At 69.8% G+C, this 20405-nt stretch carries 16 protein-coding genes and 1 pseudogene; all 17 read right to left on the bottom strand.

The genetic code is table 11. The annotated features are described in order from the left end of the window. Position 1: 1 nt before the first annotated feature. The 17 genes and pseudogenes from IC605_RS06875 to IC605_RS06795 all read right to left on the bottom strand — a co-directional run bounded on the left by IC605_RS06875 (position 2) and on the right by IC605_RS06795 (position 20359). The gene (locus IC605_RS06875) at positions 2-1423 is read right to left on the bottom strand and encodes a DUF11 domain-containing protein (RefSeq protein WP_216320805.1); all 1422 of its coding nucleotides are present in this window, start codon (positions 1421-1423) and stop codon (positions 2-4) included. Between the two features lie 74 nt (positions 1424-1497). Beyond that, positions 1498-3021: a DUF11 domain-containing protein gene (locus tag IC605_RS06870; protein ID WP_216320802.1), complete on the bottom strand. Its 1524-nt coding sequence runs from the start codon at positions 3019-3021 to the stop codon at positions 1498-1500. A 186-nt stretch (positions 3022-3207) separates the two neighbouring features. After that, positions 3208-3696: a hypothetical protein gene (locus IC605_RS06865; RefSeq protein ID WP_216320798.1), complete on the bottom strand. Its 489-nt coding sequence runs from the start codon at positions 3694-3696 to the stop codon at positions 3208-3210. A 1049-nt stretch (positions 3697-4745) separates the two neighbouring features. Continuing rightward, the gene (locus IC605_RS06860; protein WP_216320795.1) at positions 4746-5471 is read right to left on the bottom strand and encodes an SDR family oxidoreductase; all 726 of its coding nucleotides are present in this window, start codon (positions 5469-5471) and stop codon (positions 4746-4748) included. 419 nt (positions 5472-5890) lie between these two features. Continuing rightward, positions 5891-7405 carry a hypothetical protein gene (locus IC605_RS06855; protein WP_216320792.1) on the bottom strand — a complete coding sequence of 505 codons (1515 nt, stop codon included), beginning with the start codon at positions 7403-7405 and terminating at the stop codon, positions 5891-5893. Positions 7406-7521: 116 nt separating this feature from the next. Further along, positions 7522-7827, bottom strand: coding sequence for a hypothetical protein (locus IC605_RS06850; protein ID WP_216320788.1), 306 nt, complete (start codon positions 7825-7827; stop codon positions 7522-7524). A gap of 562 nt (positions 7828-8389) precedes the next feature. Continuing rightward, a complete protein-coding gene (eutC, locus tag IC605_RS06845; RefSeq protein WP_216320785.1) occupies positions 8390-9193 on the bottom strand; it encodes an ethanolamine ammonia-lyase subunit EutC in 804 nt (267 codons plus the stop codon). Then, positions 9190-10572, bottom strand: a pseudogene (locus tag IC605_RS06840) (ethanolamine ammonia-lyase subunit EutB). The gene eutC and the pseudogene IC605_RS06840 overlap by 4 nt, the downstream one beginning before the upstream one ends. A 70-nt stretch (positions 10573-10642) precedes the next feature. Further along, positions 10643-11818: an N-methyl-L-tryptophan oxidase gene (gene solA / locus IC605_RS06835; protein WP_216320782.1), complete on the bottom strand. Its 1176-nt coding sequence runs from the start codon at positions 11816-11818 to the stop codon at positions 10643-10645. Positions 11819-11826: 8 nt separating this feature from the next. Next, positions 11827-12951, bottom strand: coding sequence for a nuclear transport factor 2 family protein (locus IC605_RS06830; RefSeq protein WP_343216529.1), 1125 nt, complete (start codon positions 12949-12951; stop codon positions 11827-11829). Between the two features lie 58 nt (positions 12952-13009). Continuing rightward, entirely contained in the window at positions 13010-13915 is a 906-nt protein-coding gene (locus tag IC605_RS06825; RefSeq protein WP_246580503.1) for a carbon-nitrogen hydrolase family protein, read from the bottom strand. Beyond that, complete coding sequence (gene hisD, locus IC605_RS06820) at positions 13915-15198, bottom strand: histidinol dehydrogenase (protein WP_216320779.1); 1284 nt, start codon at positions 15196-15198, stop codon at positions 13915-13917. Before hisD ends, IC605_RS06825 begins: the two co-directional genes overlap by 1 nt. Positions 15199-15208: 10 nt before the next feature. Next, complete coding sequence (locus tag IC605_RS06815; protein WP_216320777.1) at positions 15209-16228, bottom strand: ester cyclase; 1020 nt, start codon at positions 16226-16228, stop codon at positions 15209-15211. A 52-nt stretch (positions 16229-16280) separates the two neighbouring features. Continuing rightward, entirely contained in the window at positions 16281-17378 is a 1098-nt protein-coding gene (locus IC605_RS06810; RefSeq protein WP_343216528.1) for an ester cyclase, read from the bottom strand. Next, entirely contained in the window at positions 17375-18457 is a 1083-nt protein-coding gene (locus IC605_RS06805) for a nuclear transport factor 2 family protein (protein WP_216320774.1), read from the bottom strand. Before IC605_RS06805 ends, IC605_RS06810 begins: the two co-directional genes overlap by 4 nt. A gap of 112 nt (positions 18458-18569) precedes the next feature. Then, on the bottom strand, positions 18570-19421 hold the full coding sequence (locus tag IC605_RS06800; protein ID WP_216320771.1) for a carbohydrate ABC transporter permease: 852 nt from the start codon (positions 19419-19421) through the stop codon (positions 18570-18572). Beyond that, on the bottom strand, positions 19421-20359 hold the full coding sequence (locus tag IC605_RS06795; protein WP_216320769.1) for a carbohydrate ABC transporter permease: 939 nt from the start codon (positions 20357-20359) through the stop codon (positions 19421-19423). The genes IC605_RS06800 and IC605_RS06795 overlap by 1 nt, the downstream gene beginning before the upstream one ends. Positions 20360-20405: the final 46 nt, after the last annotated feature.

Here is a 20405-nt window from a genome sequence, read left to right as displayed (position 1 = left end):
CTTAGTTGTTGCGCACCTGCACCGTGATCACGAGGCGCAGGGTCTGGCCGGGGGCGAGGCTGTCGCCCGCGTCCACGCTGGCGTCGTTGCTGCTGTCCAGGCCGACGTACACGAAGGGGCCCGAGGCGCTCGTCGTGCTGGTCGCCAGCGCGCTCGGGGCGCCTGCGGACCAGGTGGTGCGGTTGTTGCTGTAGAGGACGGTGCCCGACTGGGTGGAGGTGCCGGTGACCGACTTGAAGGTCGTGTTCGCGGGCACGTAGTCGCGCAGGGTGGGGAAGCGCAGCGCCGAGCCGCCCGTGTTGGTGACCGTGACGGTGTAGCGCAGGTACTCGCCGGGCTTGGCGGTCGTGGAGTTCAGCACCGGGGCGGTCTGGCAAAGGGCGTCCGCGCCGCAGTTGTCCACGGTCTTGGAGACGCTCGCCACCCCGCGGTTGACGGTCACGGTGTCGGTGTCGCTGACGGCCTGGCCCTGTTCCACGCGGTTGTCGAAGCCGGTGGTGTCGGTCGCGTTGCTGTACACCGTGAGCAGGTTGGTGAACGACTGGCCGTTCGTCGCGCCCGCCGCGCCCGTGTAGGTCACCACGATGGTGTAGGTCTCGCCCGCGGGCAGATTCCCCGCGTTCCGCAGCGCCGTCTGGAAGCTGGCGTTGCTGACCGAGGCGCCGGTGGCGCTGTTGGTGACGGTGTAGGTCACGCCGCCGCTCGCCGAGTTCGGGTCGGTCAGCGTGCTCGTGGCGACGAGCGTGCTCGCGTCGAGGGTCGCGTTGCCGGTGTTCGTCAGGGTGTGGGTGGCTGTGACGGTGCCCGTCGGGGTGACGCTGACGGTGTTGTCCCCGTCCAGCGTGAGGGAGAGGATGCTCATGGCCGTGATCAGGCCGACGTTGTTGTTGTCGGTCTGGGTGGGGTCGCCCGCCGAGGTCGCGGTGAGGTTGACGTAGGTCTGCTGGTTGCCGGGCGCGCCTGCCGGGACGGTGTACACCACGAAGACGCGGCGCAGCTCATCGGCGGCCATGTTCGGAAGGCTGGTCACGGCGGTGTCGCCCACGCCATACGTACCGTCGCCGTTGTCCAGGTAGATCGTCGCGGCGAGCGGGGCCCCGGTCTGGGCGTCGGTGACGGTCAGATTGAGGGTGTCGGTGCCGTTGCCGAGGTTCTCGACGTCGTAGGTCAGGGTGGCGGTCTGGCCGGGCAGCGCGGTCACGGTCTGCCCCACGTTGCTGACCGTGCCGTCCTGGCGCACGTTCGGGTCGAACTGCTGGCTGACGGTGACGTTCACCGGCGTGGTGGGCGTGGAGGTGGTGGTGCCGCCCACGTCGGTGAATTCGAAGACACCGATGTTCTGGATGGTGCTGCCGGCCGGGGCGCCGACGGCGAGGGCGCCGGAGGCGGCGGCGAGCAGGGCGGTGATGAGCAGTTTCTTCATGGTTCTCCTGTCAGGGGGCGGGAAGAGTGGCGTTGAACGGGGCTTAAGGTAGTGGGCAGGGCCTTACAGACGGCTTACAGACCGCTGTCGTCGCGGGTGACCGTGCCGCCGGTGGTGGCGCCGGTGCGGATGTACCCCACGATGCGCAGGCGCAGGGTGCTGCCCGCCGTGAAGGTGTCGGCGGTGGTGATGGTGGTCGCCACGCCGCCGTTTTCCACCGCCACGTGCAGGGTGGAGCTTCCGCCCGTCAGCGTGCCCAGGGTGGTCACGTCGCTGGCCCAGGCCGTGCCGTCGGTGCTGAACTTCAGGGTGCCGCCCGTGAGGCTGGTGGTGGCGCCGACGCTGGTGGGCACGAAGTCCGAGGGCAGGACGTCGCGCAGGCGGACGTTCGTCAGGGTGCCCGTGCCGGTGTTGGTCGCCTCGAGGTAGTACACGACGTACTCGCCGGGCTTGGCGCTGATCGGGCCGGCGGTCGCGGCGGTGCGGGCCGGGCAACTGCTCGCGGAGCTGCACAGGGCCACGGTCTTCGTCACGCTGCCCACCCCGCGCGTCACGACGGCGGTGTTGACGATCTGCCCCTGCGTGTCGGTGCTGGGGGCGTTGTTGGTCACGCCCGTGCCGGTGGTGGGGCTGAAGGCGGTGATCGAGAGGGCCTGCTGGTCGCGGTCGTTCGGCGCGCTCGGCGCCGCGACATTCACGGTGATCGTCAGGCTGCTCCCCGCCGCAAGCCCCGCGCCGACCGCGCTGTCGATCAGGGTGTCGAGGTTGCTCCCCGAGACGGTGGTGGCCCCGTTCACCACCGTGTAGGTCGTGGTAAAGCCGTTGGTGATGCTCGCGCCCGCCGCGTTCGTGGCGGCGGCCGTGACGGTCGCCGTGATGTCGGCGGCGGTGAGCGTGGTGTTGCCGGTGTTCGTCAGCGTGTCGGTGAAGGTGACGGTCCCGTTCGGCGCGACGGTCTTCGTCTGGGTTGAGCTCAGCGTCAGGTCGATGACGCGGCCCACCGTGAACTGCCCGACGTTGTTGGTGTCGGTCTTGGTGGTGTCGCCCGCCGACGTGCCGCTGAGGTTGAGCTGGTGCGCGGCGCCCGAGGCGCTGCCGCCCGTCGTGCCGCTCGGCAGGCTGTAGCGCACGAAGAGGGTGCGCGCGGCGTCGGCGGCGAGGCTGGCGACCGAGGTCACGAGCGTGTCGCCCGCGTCGTAGCTGCCGACCGTGCCCGTCGTAGGGTTGTCGAGGTAGACGCCCAGGATACTGGCGCCCTGCGCGGTGGCGTTGGCGGTGGCGGCGGCCACGTTGAAGGAGTCGGTGCCGTTGCCGGTGTTCGTCAGCGTGTAGGTCAGGATGCCGGTCTGCCCGGGGAAGAGGGTGACGTTCTGGCCGGGCGCGGTGGTGGTGCCGTCGGGCGTGATGGTGATCCCGTACACCTGCGTCACGTTGACGACGACGGGCGTGGAGGTGAGGGTGGTGGTCGTCACCCCGTCGGTGAGGTCGAGATAGCCGGTGTTGGAGATCGCGGTGTTGGCCGCGGTGCCCACGGCGAGTCCCTGGGAGAACACGGAGAACGCGGCGAGGGCCAGGGTGGTGGCGAGGAGCTTTTTCATCGAAGGGGAGTGTGGGGCGGGAGACGCCTGCCGGGGAGTGCGCCCTGGGCGCCCAGCAGGAGAGGGAAGGCCCCACCAGCGCGGTCAGGCGCTGCCTTTCTGCCTTGGTTCAAGGCGTTCCCGGGGTGAAGTGCCGGTCTGGTCGTCTGGACGTCCGGAGGCTGGATGCCCCCCGGCGAGGGGGCCTCAGTTCACCCGGATGCGGTGCCCGACCGTCACGGTGCCCGACAGGCCGGTGAGGTCGTAGCGCACGGCGCGGTACTCGTTTTGCGGGGCAGGCACTTCCTTCGTGACCGCCTTGCCGTTTTCCTGCACCGTAATCGTTTTCAGCGGCGTCGCGGAGAAGGGTCCGGCCGGGTTCAGGGCGTAGGTCACGCGCACGCCCGCACTCGCCCGGACGCTGCCGGGCACGAAGGTCGTGTTGGCGGGAACAGGCACGGTGAAGCGCGCGCCCTTTTCCTTGCCGCTGAGCGAGAAGACGCTGCTCGCCTGAAGCAGGTCCCCCGGGCGGGTGGTCGCCACCGCTTCCAGCCGTTCCGCCGACTTGCCCTCGACCGCGACCGTCACCACACGCTGAACGGTCAGGGTGGGCTTGGGAGGCGTGCCCGGCGCGGCGGCGGCGAGACTGGCACCGACCAGCGTGAGGATGAGGGGGGCGGTAAGAGAGACATTCATGGTGTTCCTCCGACGAAGCGACGAAAGGCGAAGACCGGGAGGCCGGCGGTGCACTGGGAGCGGCACCTCGACTCCCGTGCCTTCATGGAAGCTTCATGCCAAGAAGAACCCTAGGGGATGGTCTCTGACAGGAGTGTCACGGTGGCGTCGTGGCATGTGGGTCAGGTCACAGCCGGAGGACGATCCCACCGCCAGCGCCTGCGGTGGTTGCTCCGCACCTGGCCCTGCGCGTCAATCACCGCCCGTCCGGCTGGTCCCGAGCGTGCTGGCCGGGCTGCCGCTGGGGTCGCCAGGCTTTCTCTCGCACGAGGGGCCATACGGGGCCATGCGGGTCGGTCACGCAAATTGCCCCAGCGGCGGGACCTGACCGGCGCCCTGTTGTTCTCTCCGTCCGGCCCGGTTCCCCGCCTATGGCGCCGCTCGCACATGTCGGGCACCACTGCACACGCCCACAACCGGAATTCCCCCGGACGCGTTCGGCGCGTTGGGAAGCCTTGACGAGCACGTGGGGGGTCAGGTGTTCGGAACTCCCGCCGCGCGTGCACCTCCTCCGGTCGTTCCTCGCGTTCTCCTGCCGATCCTGCGGGTTTCTTGGGGCAGGTATTCCCCCAGAGGTCGCCAGGTGGCGGACGCGCGGAGCCTCGCGCCTTACGTCGTGTGGCAGGGTGTCCTGCGGCTCGTCCCGGCGGGGAACTTTGTGCTGATGTCGTCCATCACGGCGTCCGCGCGCGTGGTCGCCCGGGGCGAGGAGAGGGCCCGGTCAGGATCAGGGCGCCGGGTTCGCCTGGCGCGGCCTCCTGGCCGTCCCCGCGAACCACGCGGGCGGCGCCAGCCGGGCAGGGGATGCCCGCAACGGCCGGGCCGGGTGGGGGTCAGGTCCACCCGGCGGCTCGCCCAGGCCGTGCGGGTCCCCCGTCTGGCCGCAGGTGCAGAGCCGTTCACGCGGTCCTGAAGCGTCCCCGCGACCACACCCTCCGGCACGTTGAAGCCGGAGAGGTCGGGTGAACGCGAGGGGCCGCCCCGTCAAGGGGCAGTCGTCGGGGCGGCCCTCACTTCCGGGAGGTCTGGGCAACCATCCGCCGCACCGCCTCGGCCATGACCTCCGGCGCCTCCGTCCGCACCGCCTCCAGAATCAGGCCCGCCACGGACTCGGCGGAATCCCCCTGTGCGTAGGCCTCGCCCTCGCCGGGCCGAATGCCCACCGAGTTGAAGCCGAAGTCGGTCGCCGTCCGGGTGGGGTAGACCGTGCTGACCCGGATGCCCAGGGGCGCGAGTTCGAGCCGGGCGATGTCCGAGAGGTGGTTGACCACGTGCTTGGTTCCCGAATACAGCCCCATGCCGGGAATCAGGGTTTTCGTCGTCCCCGAGCTGATGTTCACGATCATTCCGCCGCCCTGCGCCCGCATGATCGGCACGACCTGCTGCGTGGCGTTGACCACGCTGACCACGTTGAGTTCCAGCAGGTCGCGCAGGTCCTGCAACCCCACCTCGGCCACGCCCGCGCGCATCCCGCGCCCGGCGTTGTTCACCAGCACGTCGAGGCGCCCGTAGTGCTCGTGGGTGCGGGCCACCATCCGGCGCACGTCCTCCTCGCGGGTCACGTCGGTGGGGACGGCGAGCGAGCCGGGCAGCCGCGCCGCGAGGTCCTCCAGCGCCCCGGCGGAACGGGCGGCCAGCGCGACCCGCGCTCCCTGGGCGGTGAACAGCTCGGCGGCGGCCCGCCCGATTCCTGAGGAGGCGCCCGTGATCAACACAACCCTGTCTTTGATGTCCATGCGGAACTGTACCCGTTGGGAGCGCGGGGGGTGGCGCCCGCCGTTGCCCCGCGCCGGATCAGCCGGGCCAGGAACGCGAAGGCCCGGAGGGAGCGTTCCTGCATCCGCCCCCCGGCCTGGCCGCACGCGTCGGGAGGGCCGGGTCAAGACGTATGTCATATCCAGGGCCAGCGAAGCCCGCAGGTGGGGAGAGGCGGTTCGGGCGGCAGGTCAGGAGGTCTGCGGTGCCCCACCACGCTCCTCCGACGCCCATCCGCCGCCTTGAGACCCAGGGTGTAGGAAGCCCACGCGCGGCGCCGTGAAGGGCCGTGTCCTTCCCCGGACCGTCTGGCCGCCTGTCTCGGGATGCTGTCCCCGGTGAGCGCGGAGCGCCGCGTCCTCGTGATCTCGGCCGGGGGGGCCACCGACCCACAGGGCAGCTAGCGGGTCTCCCGCAGGGGAGGCAGGGGCAGGGGCCCATCGCCGGGAGGGCGGCGCACGGGGGTCCGGGCCAGCGTCTTCGTCGTCACGAACAGGGTCAGCCGGGCGCGGTCGTCGGCGGTGCCCCGCGTGACGAGGGGGCGGGCGGGGGAGTCGAACACCCCGTCGATGCCGATGCCGCCCAGGCGGCGAGTGTTCATGTTGTAGAAGAAGTCCAGGTTCTTGAAGCGCCCGTCGGGATGCACGTCCAGATGCTCGTCGTCGCCGCGCCCCGGGCCGTCCTCGTCCCACAGCTCGTAGTGGACGGCCACCACCGGGAGGTCGGCGTCCACGAACCGCAGGGTGGTCCAGGCCGGGCGGATCGACTCGCGGTCGAGCTGCATCGCCTCGACGAACTCCTGGTTGTTCACGCTGACCCGCGCGTACAGGTCCGCGTCGCCCCCCAGGCCCAGGGTCCGGTCGGCGCCGTTCAGGTCGCGGGCCGCCACCGTCCTGAGGAGGACGGCCCGCTTGTTCAGGGCGAGGCGGGCGACGGCCGGGGCGGGCGCCGGGGGAGGCGCGTTCACATTCAGGTCGAGGGCGTCGCCCCGCCCGCCCGCGAGGAGCCCGTGCCACCGGCGGTCCTTGAAGTCCTCCACGAACACCGAGTCGAGCGTGAACGCCACCCACGCCGCCGAGTAGGCCAGGAAGTCCGACCTCGCGCCGCTGCCGTTGCCCTTCCAGTGCCCGTCCTCGCCGCCCGACTTCACCCACTCGGAGATGCGGTACATCGCGTCGTGGTCGCTGTTCAGGCGGCTGAGGTACTTGCCCTCCAGGGTCAGCGTCCGGGCCCTCTCCCACACCGCCGGGTCGACCTCGCTCACCCAGGCCCGCACCTGATTGACCCACTGCCGCTCGCCCGCGTAGGCGAGGACGTAGGCGCGATCCCAGTTCGGGCGGACGTAAGAATCGTGGTTCATGCCGGAGATGTACCCGCCGTGCGGGGTCTGGGTGGTGTCGCCGCTCGTGCTCGCCTTGCCCGTCTTCACCCCTTCGCGCTGCGCGGCGGAGGCGTCGAACCACGTGACGGTGGCGTAGTCCACCCCGGCGGGAGGCAGGTGCAGCTCCGCCCAGTTGGAATGCGAGTAGAAATCCTGCACCGTGTGCAGGCTCATCCCCAGCAGGGCCAGCACCTGCCGGGCGTTGCCGGTGCGCGCGGCCTCCCGGAAGGCGCTGCGGGCGTTCGTGGTGTAGCGGTCCCAGTAGTTCGTGACCGCCTCCCGCGAGAACAGGTTGTCGGCGTGGAGCTTGGCGGCGGCCCGCTCGACCTCCCCGAAGGCGGTAGGGCTCGACGAGTAGTAGTCCACCAGCCAGTTCTCGACCTGCGCGACCCGGATCGCGGTGTCGTTCATCCCGAATTCGCCCAGAACCTCGCGGGTCAGGTCGGCGTGGTGGCCGGTGTCGAAGGCCAGCCCGGAGCCCCCCGCCAGCAGCGTGAGGCTCAGCAGGGCGAGCGCGGTGCGTGGACCCTTCATCGGCATTCCTCCTCACCGCAGCCGGGCGGTGGTCCTGACGAGTCGGCGGGTCGGATGGCCGGGGAGCACCCGTCACCGGGGCGTTCGGCAGCCGTCTCCCGGGAGGAATCCGGCGCCTAGAACTGGAAGTCCGGGGTGGTCACCGCGACCCCGCCCGGATACACGTCATAGGTGATGTCCGTGCTCTGCGAGACCTTGACCTGCATCCGGGCGCGCGCGATGGAGCCGGTGCCCACCTTGAGTTTCTTGATGCTCTGACCGTCCAGCCCCTGCTCCTGGCCGTCGAATCCCAGGAACCCGACGCCGTACCGGACCTTGATCCTCGCCCCGGCGGGGGCCCGGAAGAACGCCGTTCCCTGGGCGTTCCAGAAGGATTCCACGGTCCGCCAGCCTCCGCTCGTGATGTGCTTCGTCCTGATCATGCTGTGCTCCCTTCCACGCTCGTGGTCTCCCGCCGCTTTCCCCAGTCACCTTCTGGCCGGGGGCGGAGTGCGCTCAGGCTAGGCGCCCGCCGGTGTCCCGGGCGTGAACAGGCCGTTCACGGCGGGGGGGGCAGGGCCCCGAAGCGGAGCCGAGTCGGCCAGCGGGAACGCCGCCCGATGGCCCCGCGGATCAGCTCTGCTGGCCTGGCGACGGCCGATCAGATCGGAATCGAGACCCTGTGTCGCCGTCGCCACCCGGGCAACGGGGTCCGTGATGCTGATGGCGCTGGTCGGTGCGTGGGGGCGGGCCCCATGAGGGCCGCGCTGGGGGCAGCCTCCGGGTGGGCGCCACCCCCGAACGTCGGCCCGTGGCAGCGTGACGGACGTGCAGGGGTTCAGGTGGGCCTTGTTCCGACCGCCACGGCGTACATCCGTGGCCCGTGATCGGGTGTGGGAGAAAACCGGTCGTTATGAAGCGGACCGTGCGGGGCAGACGGCGCCGCGCGCAGGTCGGGAATGCGGGCGGCCACAGGTCGCAGGAGGGGTTCGGTCCGCCGAGCGGTCACGGGCCGGACGATTCCGGGAATGGGAGAGCGTCCGCCGTCTCCTCCGGTCCCCTCGGCAGCGCCGCTTCCGTGCGCAGCCTCACGCCGCTGAGTTCCTGCCCCAGGCTGGCCTGCACGAGCTGCCGCGTGGCGCGGGCCGCCACCGCCGCCTCCAGGCCGCCCGCGTGGACGTTGCTGACGCAGTTGCGTTCGGCGTCCAGGCGGCCCGGCCGGGGCCCGTAGGTGAGGTACACGCCCAGGCTCTCGGGGGTGAGCAGCCCGGGCCGTTCTCCCAGCACCATCAGGGTCAGGCGGGCGCCCAGCCCCTGCCCGATGGGGTCGGCGGCGGCCACCCGGGCAAACTGCACGAGGATCACGGGCGCGAGGCGGTAGCCCGCGAGTTCAGGCAGCAGCGCCCGCAGAAAGGGCGGCGCGCTCTCCCGGACGGCGGAGGCGCTGAGCCCGTCGCCGACGACGAGGGCCACGTCATACGTTCCGGCGTGCGGGCGCAGAAGGTCCAGCGCCGCCTCTCCCACCGTTCGCCCCAGGTCGGGGCGGCGCAGGTAAGTTGCGCGGCTGTCCGCCTCAGTTTGTAGGTGGAGGTGCGGCACCCCGGCCCCCGTCAGCACGGCCTCCACCCCAGCAAAATCCACCGGGGTGTGGATGGCGTCCCGGGCGCCGGCGTGCGCCTCGCCGAAGGCCAGCACCTCGCGGGTGGGCAGGCTGTGCCCGGCCCGGCCCAGCGCGATGCGGGCCCGGGTGTGGGCGCGCAACTCCTCCCACGGCGAGGGGGTGACGACAGGGTTCCGGTCTCCGCTCACGGGTCACCCCAGCTCAGCAGACGCCGCGTCCTGGCCGGGTCGGGTGGGAGGAGCCGTTCCCCCCGCGCGATCCCCAGGCGCTCCAGCCACTCCCCGAACTCGGGCGCGGGCTTCAGGCCGAAGAGCTGGCGGACGTACCAGGCGTCGTGGAAGCTCGTGGACTGGTAGTTCAGCATGATGTCGTCGGCCCCCGGCACCCCGATGGCGAAGGTCAGCCCCGCCGACGCCAGCAGCGTGAGCAGCGTGTCCATATCGTCCTGGTCGGCCTCGGCGTGGTTGGTCTAGCACACGTCGCAGCCCATCGGCAGCCCGAGGAGCTTGCCGCAAAAATGGTCTTCGAGCCCCGCGCGGACGATCTGCTTGCCGTCGTACAGGTATTCGGGCCCGATAAAGCCCACCACCGTGTTCACGATCAGAGGCGAGAACGCGCGGCACACCGCGTAAGCCCGCGCCTCGCAGGTCTGCTGATCGACCCCGTGGTGCGCGTTCGCGGAGAGGGCGCTTCCCTGTCCGGTCTCGAAGTACATGACGTTGTGCCCGACGGTGCCGCGGTTCAGCGACCGCGCGGCGTCGTGCCCCTCCCGCAAGAGGGCCAGGTCCACCCCGAAGCCCGCGTTCGCCGCCTGCGTCCCTGCGACCGACTGGAACATCAGGTCGAGGGGCGCTCCCGCCTCCACCGCCGCAATCTGCGCCGTGATGTGGGCGAGCACGCAACTCTGGGCGGGAAGTTCCAGGCCGGTCCTCAGGTCGTCGAGAAGGTGCAGCAACCGGACCGTCGAGGCCACGCTGTCGAGCGCCGGATTGACGCCGATCACCGCGTCCCCGATCCCGAACATCAGCCCGTCGATGGTGGAGGCCAGGATGCCCCGGGGATCGTCGGTGGGGTGGTTGGGTTGCAGCCGCATCGAGAAGTGGCCCGGCAGCCCCAGCGTGGTGCGAAAGGCGGTGACCACCCGGCACTTGCGCGCGACGAGAATCAGGTCCTGGTTGCGCATCAATTTGCTCACGGCGGCGACCATCTCGGGGGTGAGGCCAGGGGAGAGGGCGCTCAGGACCTCCGGGGTCGCCTCCTCGCTCAGCAGCCAGTCGCGGAACTCGCCCACCGTCAGCCCCGCCACGGGTGCGAAGGCCGCCGCGTCGTGGGTGTCCACGATCAGCCGGGTCACCTCGTCGGCCTCGTAGGGGATGAGGGGCTCTTCGAGGAAAAGGCGCAGGGGCAGTCCGGCGAGGACGTACCGGGCGGCCACCCGTTCGTGTGCGGTCGTGGCGGCCAACCCCGCCAGCTCGTCGCCTGAGCGGGCCGGGGTGGCGCAGGCGAGCACGCTCCGGAGGTCCGCGAAGGTGTAGTGCCGGTGGCCCAGCGTGATGGAGTAGGACATGGCGTCTCCCGGGAAGCCTCATAGGCGGCGCGAGGAGGGTGCAGGGTGCGTCGCCCTCGTCCCCTCGTCATTATCCCGCTGAGATCGCCCGCCCCTGAGCCAGCGCCCGCCCCGCCCGGAAGCGCCCGAAGTGCAGTGGGTGGGGCACCCCGTCCACCCAGTCGGCCATCAGTTCACCAAGGGCGGGCACGAACTTGAACCCGTGGCCGCTGCACGGCGAGGCGAGCAGCACCGAGGGCGAGCCGTCCGGAACCACGGCGTCGTGCGTGTCGAGCAGAAAGTCCTCGGTCGGAGTCGTCGTGTACAGGCAGGTGGTGGCCTGCATCACCGCGCCCGCCGCCCCGGGGAGATGGCGCTCCAGGTAGGCTCCCAGCCGCGCGAGGGTTTTGCCGTCCACCTCGAAGCTCCGGGTCCGGGCGGTCGTGGCCGGGCCCTGCATGTGCTCGGCGATCTTCACTCCGGGCAGCCCGAAGGCCGGGAAACCGTACACTTCCGCCTCCCCGGGCCGCGCGTGCCCGATGAACACCGGGAAGCGGGAAGGCTGGAAGGCACCTAGGTTCCGCGCCCGGAAGAAGGCCGTCGTCTCCAGCGTGACGCGCAGGGTCGGCGTGAGGTCCGGCACGAGCACCGGCAGCCAGGCGCCCGCAGCGACGATGAGGCGGCGGCAGCCAAAAGCTCCGCGCGTCGTGTGGACGACCGGCGCCTCCGGGTCGGCGAGGTCGAGGTCCAGCGCCGGGGTGTCCTCCAGCACGGTGGCCCCCTCCGAACGGGCCAGGGCCACGAGCCGTTCGACGGTCTGCGTGGGGTTGACGATGCCCGCGTCGGGCGAGTAGACGGCCCGCCAGTCGTCCGGGACGCGCCACTGGGGGAAACGGCGCATCAACTCCCCGGCATCCAGGAGTTCCATCTCCGCGCCCGCCCCACGAAGGCTGCGTTCGACGGCCCGCAGGCCCGGCACCTCTCCGGGGCCGAGGTCGAGGCCACCCGTGAGGGTCAGCAGGGTTTGCCCGGAGACTTCCTCCAGTTCGCGCCACAGCTCCAACGCGCGGCGGGCGAGGTGAACGTAGTCGGGGTGATCGTACGCGAGGCGGAAGATGCGCGAGTGGCCGTGGCTGGAGCCCCGGTCGTGCGGGATGGTGAACTGGTCGAGCAGCAACACCCGGCGCCCCCGCCGCGCGAGGTGATAGGCGGCGCTCGCCCCCACACCCCCCGCCCCGAGCACAATGCAGTCGCAGGCCCTGTCCATGTGTCTCCTCACGGCAGGGTCGGTTCCTCGGTGGCCGACGGCGCAAGCTGGGCCACGTCCGGCGCGTGCTCCGTCGCCAGCGGGGCATGAAGCTGCCTGAGCAGCGCGAACTCGTCGAACAGGGTCCACTCCTGACGGATCAGCCCGCCCTGAAGCTCGTGGTGCGTGATCCCCAGCATTCGGACCCGCCGCCCGGTGGGCCGTCCGTACCGCCCGGGGCCGTCGTGCGTGCCCTGCATCGTCCAGCGGGTGGCGACGCGGTGGCCGCGCTCGGCACTGCCCAGCACACACACGTGGTCCACGCTCAGCCGCAGATCGGAGAACTGCGCCATCAGCCCGAGCACGAACCCCTCGTAGTCGCCTTGTCCGTACAGTTGCCGCCCTCCCGGCACCCAGGCGACGTGCCCCGGGGCATAGCAGGCGCGCACGAGGTTGAGCATCCTTGCGTTCCACAGGTTGTGCAGCAGGGCGCGCACGAACGCCTCTGGCTCGGTAGGGGAGGGCAGCGCGAGGATGGTGGGCGGATACTGTCCGTCCTCTCCGGTGGGGTCGCCGGGCGGAAGCGGCTGCACGGGCGCGCTCGTCCGAGCAAGATGCAGCGGGTCATAGCCGAGCTGGCGCAACTCGGCGCTGTGGTCGCTCACCAGCCACTCCTCGTAGATGCGGTTGTCCCTGATCTTGCAGTCGGCGATGATCCAGCGCCCGATGCGGCGTCCGGTGGGGGGGCCGTGATCGGTGTCGCCGGTGTTGACCCCCACCGTGAAGATGCGGTGGGAGGTGTAGAAGCCGTCCGCCGCGTTGCCGCCCCAGAGCACGTCGTCGGCAAACGAGCGCGAGCCGCTGTAGGCCGCCTGACTGCGCAGGGTGTTGCGGACGACCGCCGCCGAGCCGTAGGTCGTGAGGCCGCCCGAGGTATGCACCCGCGCGTTATGGGTGTAGTGCGTGTGGATGAGGTGGACCGCGCGCTCCTCCCAGATCTTGTGGGTGCAGCGCACGATGTAGTCCACGATGTCCACGTAGTCGGGGTCGAAATTCCCGAGGTCCTGACGCCGCTCCGTGTTCGCTGCGGCGGCGAAATCGGCGATGTCCGGGTGGTCGGCGAAGTCGAACATGGGGTTGGGCTCCTGGGTCACGGCGTTCCTCCGTTGGGGGCGCGGTCGAGCCGAGGTCGGGAGAGAGGGCCCGCCCCGTTCACTCGGCACGTCCCTCGACCACCTGAACCTCCTCCGCTGCGGGGCGCCGGTCGGGATGCCACTGTTCCGGGTCGATCCTTCCCCCGTACAGCGGCAGCGGCAGCGGTGGGTCGCCGGGCCGGAATTGCTCCCAGGGGCGGGTCAGCCCCACCGTGCCGTACTGCCGAACGCGCGGAATGTGGTCGAGGTCGAGCACGTCGGTCAGGACGGTCTGCTCAGCCCCAACCGTCTCGGCCCGGACCATCCCTTCCGGGTCCACGATCAGGCTGCGCCCCGTTCCGACCGGGCCCGCGCAGTTCACGCTCACCACGAACACCTGATTGACGATGGCGTTCGCCCGCGCCAGGATCACCTCCTGGGTCCGGTCGCAGGTCGTCGTCTTCACGAGGTTGAGCACGACCTCCGCGCCCATCCAGGCAAGGTGCCGGGCGACTTCGGGGAACCAGGCGTCGTAGCAGATGGAAAACCCAGCCCGCCCGACCCCCGGCAGGTCGAAGGTCACGAAGCGGTCTCCCGGGTCGAAGGGCTCGTAGGGTCGCCAGGGAAAAACCTTGCGGTACGACGCGGCGAGTCGCCCCTCCGGCGAGAGGACGACGGCGGTGTTGAACAGTTCGCCCCCCGGGCCCCGCTCGCACACGCTGCCCGGAAGGAGCCACACGCCCAGGTCGCCCGCCAGGTCTCCCAGGGCCCTCATACGCGGGCCGCTGAGTGGCTCGGCCACGTCCAGCAGCAGCTCCCGTTTCAGGGGCCCAACGGTCCCGAACAGGTGGAGTTCGGGGTAGACGACCAGCCGGGTCTGCGGGAAGGCCGCCATGAGCCCCTGCACGTGCCCGGCGAACACACCCACTGGCGCGGCCACCGGGCACGGGGCCTCCTGCACGGCGGCCAGCGGCAGGGCCCTCATCAGTCCCCTGACGCCCCGCGAAGTCTCAGCCGCATGGAGTCCGCATGGCCGACCATCCCCTCGGTGTCGGCCATGGTGATGAAGGGCGGGGCGACCGTCGCGTTCGCGGCGTCCCCAACCCGCTGCCAGGTCACGGTCTTGATGAACTTGCCCACCCACAGGCCGCCGGTGTAGCGGGCTGCCCGGCTGGTGGGCAGCACATGGTTCGTGCCGATGCCCTTGTCCGCGTAGGCCACGGCGGCATTCCGCCCCAGGAAGAGTGAGCCGTAGTTGGTCAGCCGCGCGAGGAACCAATCGGGGTCGCGGGTCTGCACTTCCAGGTGCTCGGAGGCCACCCGGTCGGAGACCCGCGCCATCTCCTCGTCGGACTCGACCAGGATGATCTCGCCGTAGTCACGCCACGAGGGCCCGGCGGCGTCGGCGGTGGGCAAGGCGGCGAGTTGCCGCTCGATCTCGCGCGTAACGGCCTCCACCAGGTCCCGCGAGGTCGTGATCAGGACCGACTGCGAGTTGACCCCGTGCTCGGCCTGGGCCAGCAGGTCGGCGGCCACGAGTTCCGGGTCGGCGGAGTCGTCGGCCAGGATGCAGATTTCGGTCGGCCCGGCGAGCAGGTCGATGCCCACCACCCCGAAGAGCTGGCGCTTGGCCTCCGCCACGTAGGCGTTGCCCGCACCGACGATCATGTCCACCGCCTCCAGGGGCGGGCTGCCCTCCATCCCGAAGGCCATCGCCGCCATCGCCTGCGCCCCGCCGATGGTGTACACCTCGTCAGCTCCACTCTGCACGATGCCGTAGAGCTGCTCGGGGTTGATGCGCCCGGTCCCGCGCTGCACGGGGGCGCAGGCCACCACCCGCGCCACGCCCGCCGCTTTCGGCACCCCAATCGTCATTGCCGGGGCTGCCGTGATGGGGTAGCGCCCGCCGGGAATATAGGCGCCCACCGCGTTCACCGGAATCTGCTTTTGCCCGATGGTCACGCCGGGCAGCGTCTCCGCCTCGAAGTCCACCAGCGTCCGGCGCTGCAACCCGGCAAAGTTCCGCACCTGTTCCAGGCTGAAGTCGATGGCGCGGGCCACGGAATCTTCAACCTCCGAGGTGACCCGGCTGATCTCCTCGGGCGTCATGCGGAACGACTCCGGGCTGTGGCCGTCGAATCGCTCGCTGTAGCGGCGGACGGCGGCCAGGCCCTCGCGCTCCACGTCGGAGAGGATGGAGGAGACCGTATCGCGGATTTCCTGATTGACAGAAGGAGCTTGGGGGGCGGCCTGCTTGAAATACTCCATTGGGGTCCTTTCACCCGGGCCGGTGCACCTGCTTGAGCAGGGCGAACTCGTCCCAGACCATGTACTCGCGCTCGATGCGCCCGCCGCGCACCTCGAAGTGGCTGATCCCCAGCACCCGCACCCGCCGCCCGGTGGGGGGGCCGTAGGGTCCGGGCCCGCCGTGGGTGCCCTGGAAGGTCCAGCGCGCGGCCACCCTGTACCCCTGCGCCTCGCTGCCGATCCAGGCGACATGATCCACGCTCATCGCCCCGTCGGGAAAGGCCGCCAGCAGCCCCAGCACGTAGGCGGTCAGGTCGCCGTGCCCCTCCAGGCGGCGATTTCCCGGCACCCACACCACGGCGCCCGGCGCGTAATACTCGGTCAGGTAGTTGAGCATCCGAGCATTCCAGACCAGCCCGTAGAGCAGGCCGGGCAGCGCGTCCGGGTCACGCGGGTCGCCGTCGAGGTGGACGGGCGGGTGTCCCTGGCCGGGCAGCCGGGGCACCTCGCCGACGAGCGTACCGTGGCCCGGCCACCCCAGTTCCGCCTCCCTCCGCGCGAGGGTGCGGGCCAGCTCGACCTCATCCAGCCCGAGTTGGCGGATCAGGGCGGTCTCGTCGTGGACGACCCACTCCTCCACGATGCGGTTTCGGCGCACGACGCAGTGGGCGATCTCGCGGCGCTGCACCCGCCTCCCTGTCGGCAGCCCGTAGATGCTGTGGCCGAGGTTGTGCCCGCTCCAGGTGACCCGGTGCGAGGAGTGAAACCCGTCCCGGTCGTTGCCGCTCCAGATCACCTCGTCGCCGAAGAGGCGCAGGTCGGGAAAGGCCGCCAGCGTCCGCACGGTGTTCTCGACCACCTGATCACGCCCGTAGTATTCGGCGTCCGAGAGGTGGACCGGGGTGTTGTGCGCGTAGTGGGTGTAGATCAGGCCGACGGCCTTGTCCTCCCAGATTTTGTGCGTGCACCGGATGATGTAGTCTACGATGTCGGTGTAGTCGGCGTCGAAACCTTCTAAGCTCTGCCGCCGCCCGGCCACGACTGGAGCCATCTGGGGCCCTAGGTCGCGCTCCTCCACCGTGAGCCGGGCACGTTCCTCGGGCTCAGGGGCTGGCTTCGATGAAATCTGGTCCGCTGACACCGAGACCCCCTCTCCGCGCGTAGAGTTGCTTGAGCAAGACGAACTCGTCGAACACCGTCCATTCCTGGGTGACCTTGCCGTCCCGGATGATGTGGTGGCTCATGCCGAGCAGGGTGAAGCGGCGGCCTGTCGGGGCGCCGTAGGGCCCGTATCCCTCATGCGTCCCTTGTAACGTAAAGCGCGTGGCGACCCGGTAGCCACCGGAGGCCGGAAGCGCGCACTGGTGGTCAATCGTCAGCGCCAGGTCGGGGAAGCAGGCGAACAGAGTAATGACGAAGTTCTCGTAATCGCCGTACCCGTACAGCTTCCGGTTTCCAGGGACGAACGCAACATGGCCCGGTGAATAGTGGGCGCGAACCATGTTGACGAGGCGGGCGTTCCAGAGGTTTTGCAGGACGGCGCGGACAAAGGCCTGCGGATTGTCCTCCGCCTTAGGCACGTCATGGAACTCCGGCGCCCGTTGCCCCGTCGGCAGCCGGTCCACCTCACCATGCGTGTACGGCTCGGCCTCCAGCACCATCCGCCTCGCCACGGCCAACGGGTCCAGCCCCATGCAGCGCAACTCCGCGCTGCCGTCGTGCGTGACCCACTCCTCGACGATCCGGTTTTCCAGGATGAAGCAGTCGGCGATGCCCCAGCGTTGAATCTTGCGACCTGTCGGCGGCCCGAACTCGCTGTACCCGCTGTGGGTGCCAGTGTCGAAGACCCGGTGCGAAGTGTAGAAGCCCTGCCGGTCGTCTCCCGTCCAGATCACGTCGTCGGCATAGGCGCGCAGGTCGCCCCACATCGCCTGGTTCTGGAGGGTGTTGCGCACCACCGCCTCGCGCCCGTAGACGGTGCCGTTTGCCGTATGCACGATGGCGTTGTGGGCGTAGTGGGTGTAGATCAGGCCGACGGCCTTTTCCTCCCAGATTTTGTGCGTGCACCGGATGATGTAATCCACGATGTCGGTGTAGTCGGCCTCGAAGCCGCGCAGCTCCTGGCGGCGGCCCGTTCCGGCCTGCGCCATGTACTCCTCGATGCTGCGGCGCTCGAACGCTTGATCGGTCGAGTTGGTCACGCCGGTCCTTCCACGCGCCCGTACAGTTGCTTGAGCAGCGCGAATTCATCGAACAGCGTCCACTCCTGAACGACCTTGCCTCCCCGGACGAGGTGGTGCGAGCCGCCGATCAGGAAGATGCGCCGTCCAGTCGGGGCACCGTAGGGCCCGTACCCCTCGTGCGTCCCTTGCAATGTGAAGCGCGTGGCGACCCGGTACCCCCGCCGCTCGTCACCCAGCGCGCACTGGTGGTCGATGGTCAGCGCCAGGTCGGGGAAGCATGCCATCAACGTGATGACGAAGTTCTCGTAGTCCCCGTACCCGTACAGCTTGCGCGAGTCGGGCACGAAGGCCACATGCCCCGGAGCGTAGTGGGCCCGCACCATGTTGACGAGACGGGCGTTCCAGAGGTTTTGCAGGACGGCGCGGACAAAGGCCTGCGGATTGTCCTCCGCCTTGGGCACGTCATGGAACTCCGGCGCCTGTTGCCCCGTCGGCAGGCGGTCCACCTCGCCGTGGGTGTGCGGGCTCCAGGGCAGCACCGAGGCGTGGGCCAGCCGCACGGGGTCGTATCCCATCTGGCGCAGCTCGGTGATGGCGTCGCTCATCAGCCATTCCTCGACGATTCGGTTCCGCACGCTGAAGCAGTCGGCGAAGCCCCACCGCTGAATCTTGCGCCCGGTCGGCGGCCCAAACTCGGTGTACCCGGTGTTCGTGCCCATGCTCGACACCCGGTGGGAGGTGTAGAAGCCGCCCTGCTCGTCGCCGCTCCAGATCACGTCGTCCGCGTAGGCACGGCGGTCGGCGTAGGCGGCCTGACGCTGGAGGGTATTGACCACCATGCCCTCGCGCCCGTACATGATCCCGCTGGAGTAGTGCACGAGCGCGTTGTGGCCGTAGTGGGTGTAGATCAGGCCGACGCCCTTCTCCTCCCAGATCTTGTGGGTGCAGCGGACGATGTAGTCGACAATATCGGTGTAGTCCGGGTCGAAGCCCGCGAGCGGTTGCCGTCTTCCGGTGTCGGCGGCCCGCTCGAAGTCGGCGATGTCGGGGTGGTCGGCGAAGTCGAACACGGGGGGGAGGGGCAGGGCATCGGTCATACGCTTCCTCGTTCGGCGGGTGGAAGATTTGGAGTTCGGCGCAGTGGGTTGGCGGGGAGAGGTGGTCCGGCTCATGACTGGCGGCCCGGACCCCGGGACACGGCCCCTCCCCTCACTTCACGGCCCCCACGGTGATGCCCTCGACGAAGTACCGGCGGATGAAAAACGACATCACCAGGATGGGCACCATGACGACCAGCCCCGCCGCCGCGACCTGCTCCCACATCGGGCCGCGCGGGCCGGAGATGGTCTGCATGGCGACCGGCAGGGTGAGCGACTCGGAGCGCGTCAGGATCAGCGCGAAGAAGAACTCGTTCCACGCCGAGATAAAGGCGAAGACCGCCGCGACGAGCAGCCCCGGCAACACCAGCGGCAGCGTCACGTACCGCAGGGTCTGGAGTTCGTTGCAGCCGTCGATAAAGGACGCCTCCTCGATCTCCACCGGCAGCGCGTCGAAAAAGCCGCGCAGCATCCAGATCGCGTAGGACAGGGTAAAGGACAGGTACACGATCACCAGCGCCCAGGGCGTGTCGATCAGTCCCAGCGTGCGGAACAGCGTGAAAAAGGGAATCGCCACCACGACCGCCGGGACGAACTGGGTCACCAGGATCAGCAAAAAGAGCGTGTCGCGGCCCCGAAAGCGGTGGCGCGACAGGACGTAGGAGGCCGCCGCCCCCAGCGGGACGGTGAGCGCCACGGTCAGGAACGACACCAGCGCGCTGACCCACAGGTGCGAGCCCAGCAGGATCGGGTTGGCGAAGATCGCCCGGAAGTTGTCCAGCGTGGGCTGGAAGAAAAGCCGGGTGGAGTACACGTCGAGTTCGGTCTTGAAGGCCGCCAGGATCATCCACACCAGCGGAAACGCCACGAAAAAGATCACGGCCAGCGTACCCAGCACCTCGGCGGCGGCCACAAGGCGTTTGCGGCCACGGGCGGGATCGGTGAGCCCAAGGGTGCCCTGCATCAGTCTCCCCTCAGCAACTTGCGGACGTACAGGGTCGAAAAGAGCGCCATGATCAGCACGAGGATGTACGACACCGCCGAGGCGTAGCCCAGGTCGAGGTTGCGGAAGGCCACCTGGTAGACGTAGAAATACAGCGTCTGGGTGGAGTCGCCCGGCCCGCCCGCCGTCATGATCGCCACCTGGTCGAACATCTTGAGGGCCGAGATGATCTTGAGCAGCGCCACGACGTAGATCACCGGGGCCAGCAGGGGCAGGGTGATCCGGCGAAAGACCTGGAAGGCCGAGGCGCCGTCCACCCGCGCGGCCTCGTTCACCTCCGAGGGAATGGCGCCCAGCGCGCCGATGAACATCAGGGCGAAGAGGGGCGCCCAGCCCCAGATCTCCGAGAACGCGATGGCGAGCAGGGCGCTGAACTCGTTGCCCAGCCACAGGTAGCCCTTCAGGGGCGGAAAGACCTCGCCGATGCCCTTGGCGTAGACGCCGTACTCGGGGTTGAGCATGAAGCGCCAACTGTAGCCCTTGAGGACCGGCGCCACCGCGAAGGGAAAGATCAGCAGCGTGCGCGCGAAGATATTCAGCCGCGTGGGCTTGGACAGCAGCAGCGCGATGCCCAGGCCGATGCACAGGGTCAGCGTGACCGAGATCAGTGTGTACAGCCCGCTGACCCCCAGGCTGTTGAGAAAGCCCGCGTCGGTCAGCGCCCGCGTGTAGTTGCTCAGGCCCACGAAGGGGCCGGGGGTGGGCGAGTAGATCAGGCGCCAGTCGCGGAAGGAGGTGAGAAAGGACGCCAGCAGCGGGTAGAGGACGGTCGCGCCGATCACCAGCAGGGCGGGCAGGAGCATTGTCCAGCGCAGGCCGCCGCTGCGGCGGGACTTGCGGGACGCGGCGCGCGGCGGGGCGGCGGCGGGAACGGTGGAGGTGGTCTGGGGCACAGCCATACGGGGCACCTCGGCGGCGGAGGGAGGCCAGCGCCTGGTGGCGGGC

Source organism: Deinococcus aestuarii, assembly GCF_018863415.1.
GTDB classification, from domain to species: Bacteria; Deinococcota; Deinococci; order Deinococcales; family Deinococcaceae; genus Deinococcus; species Deinococcus aestuarii.
This window is presented reverse-complemented; position numbering and strand designations above follow the sequence as displayed.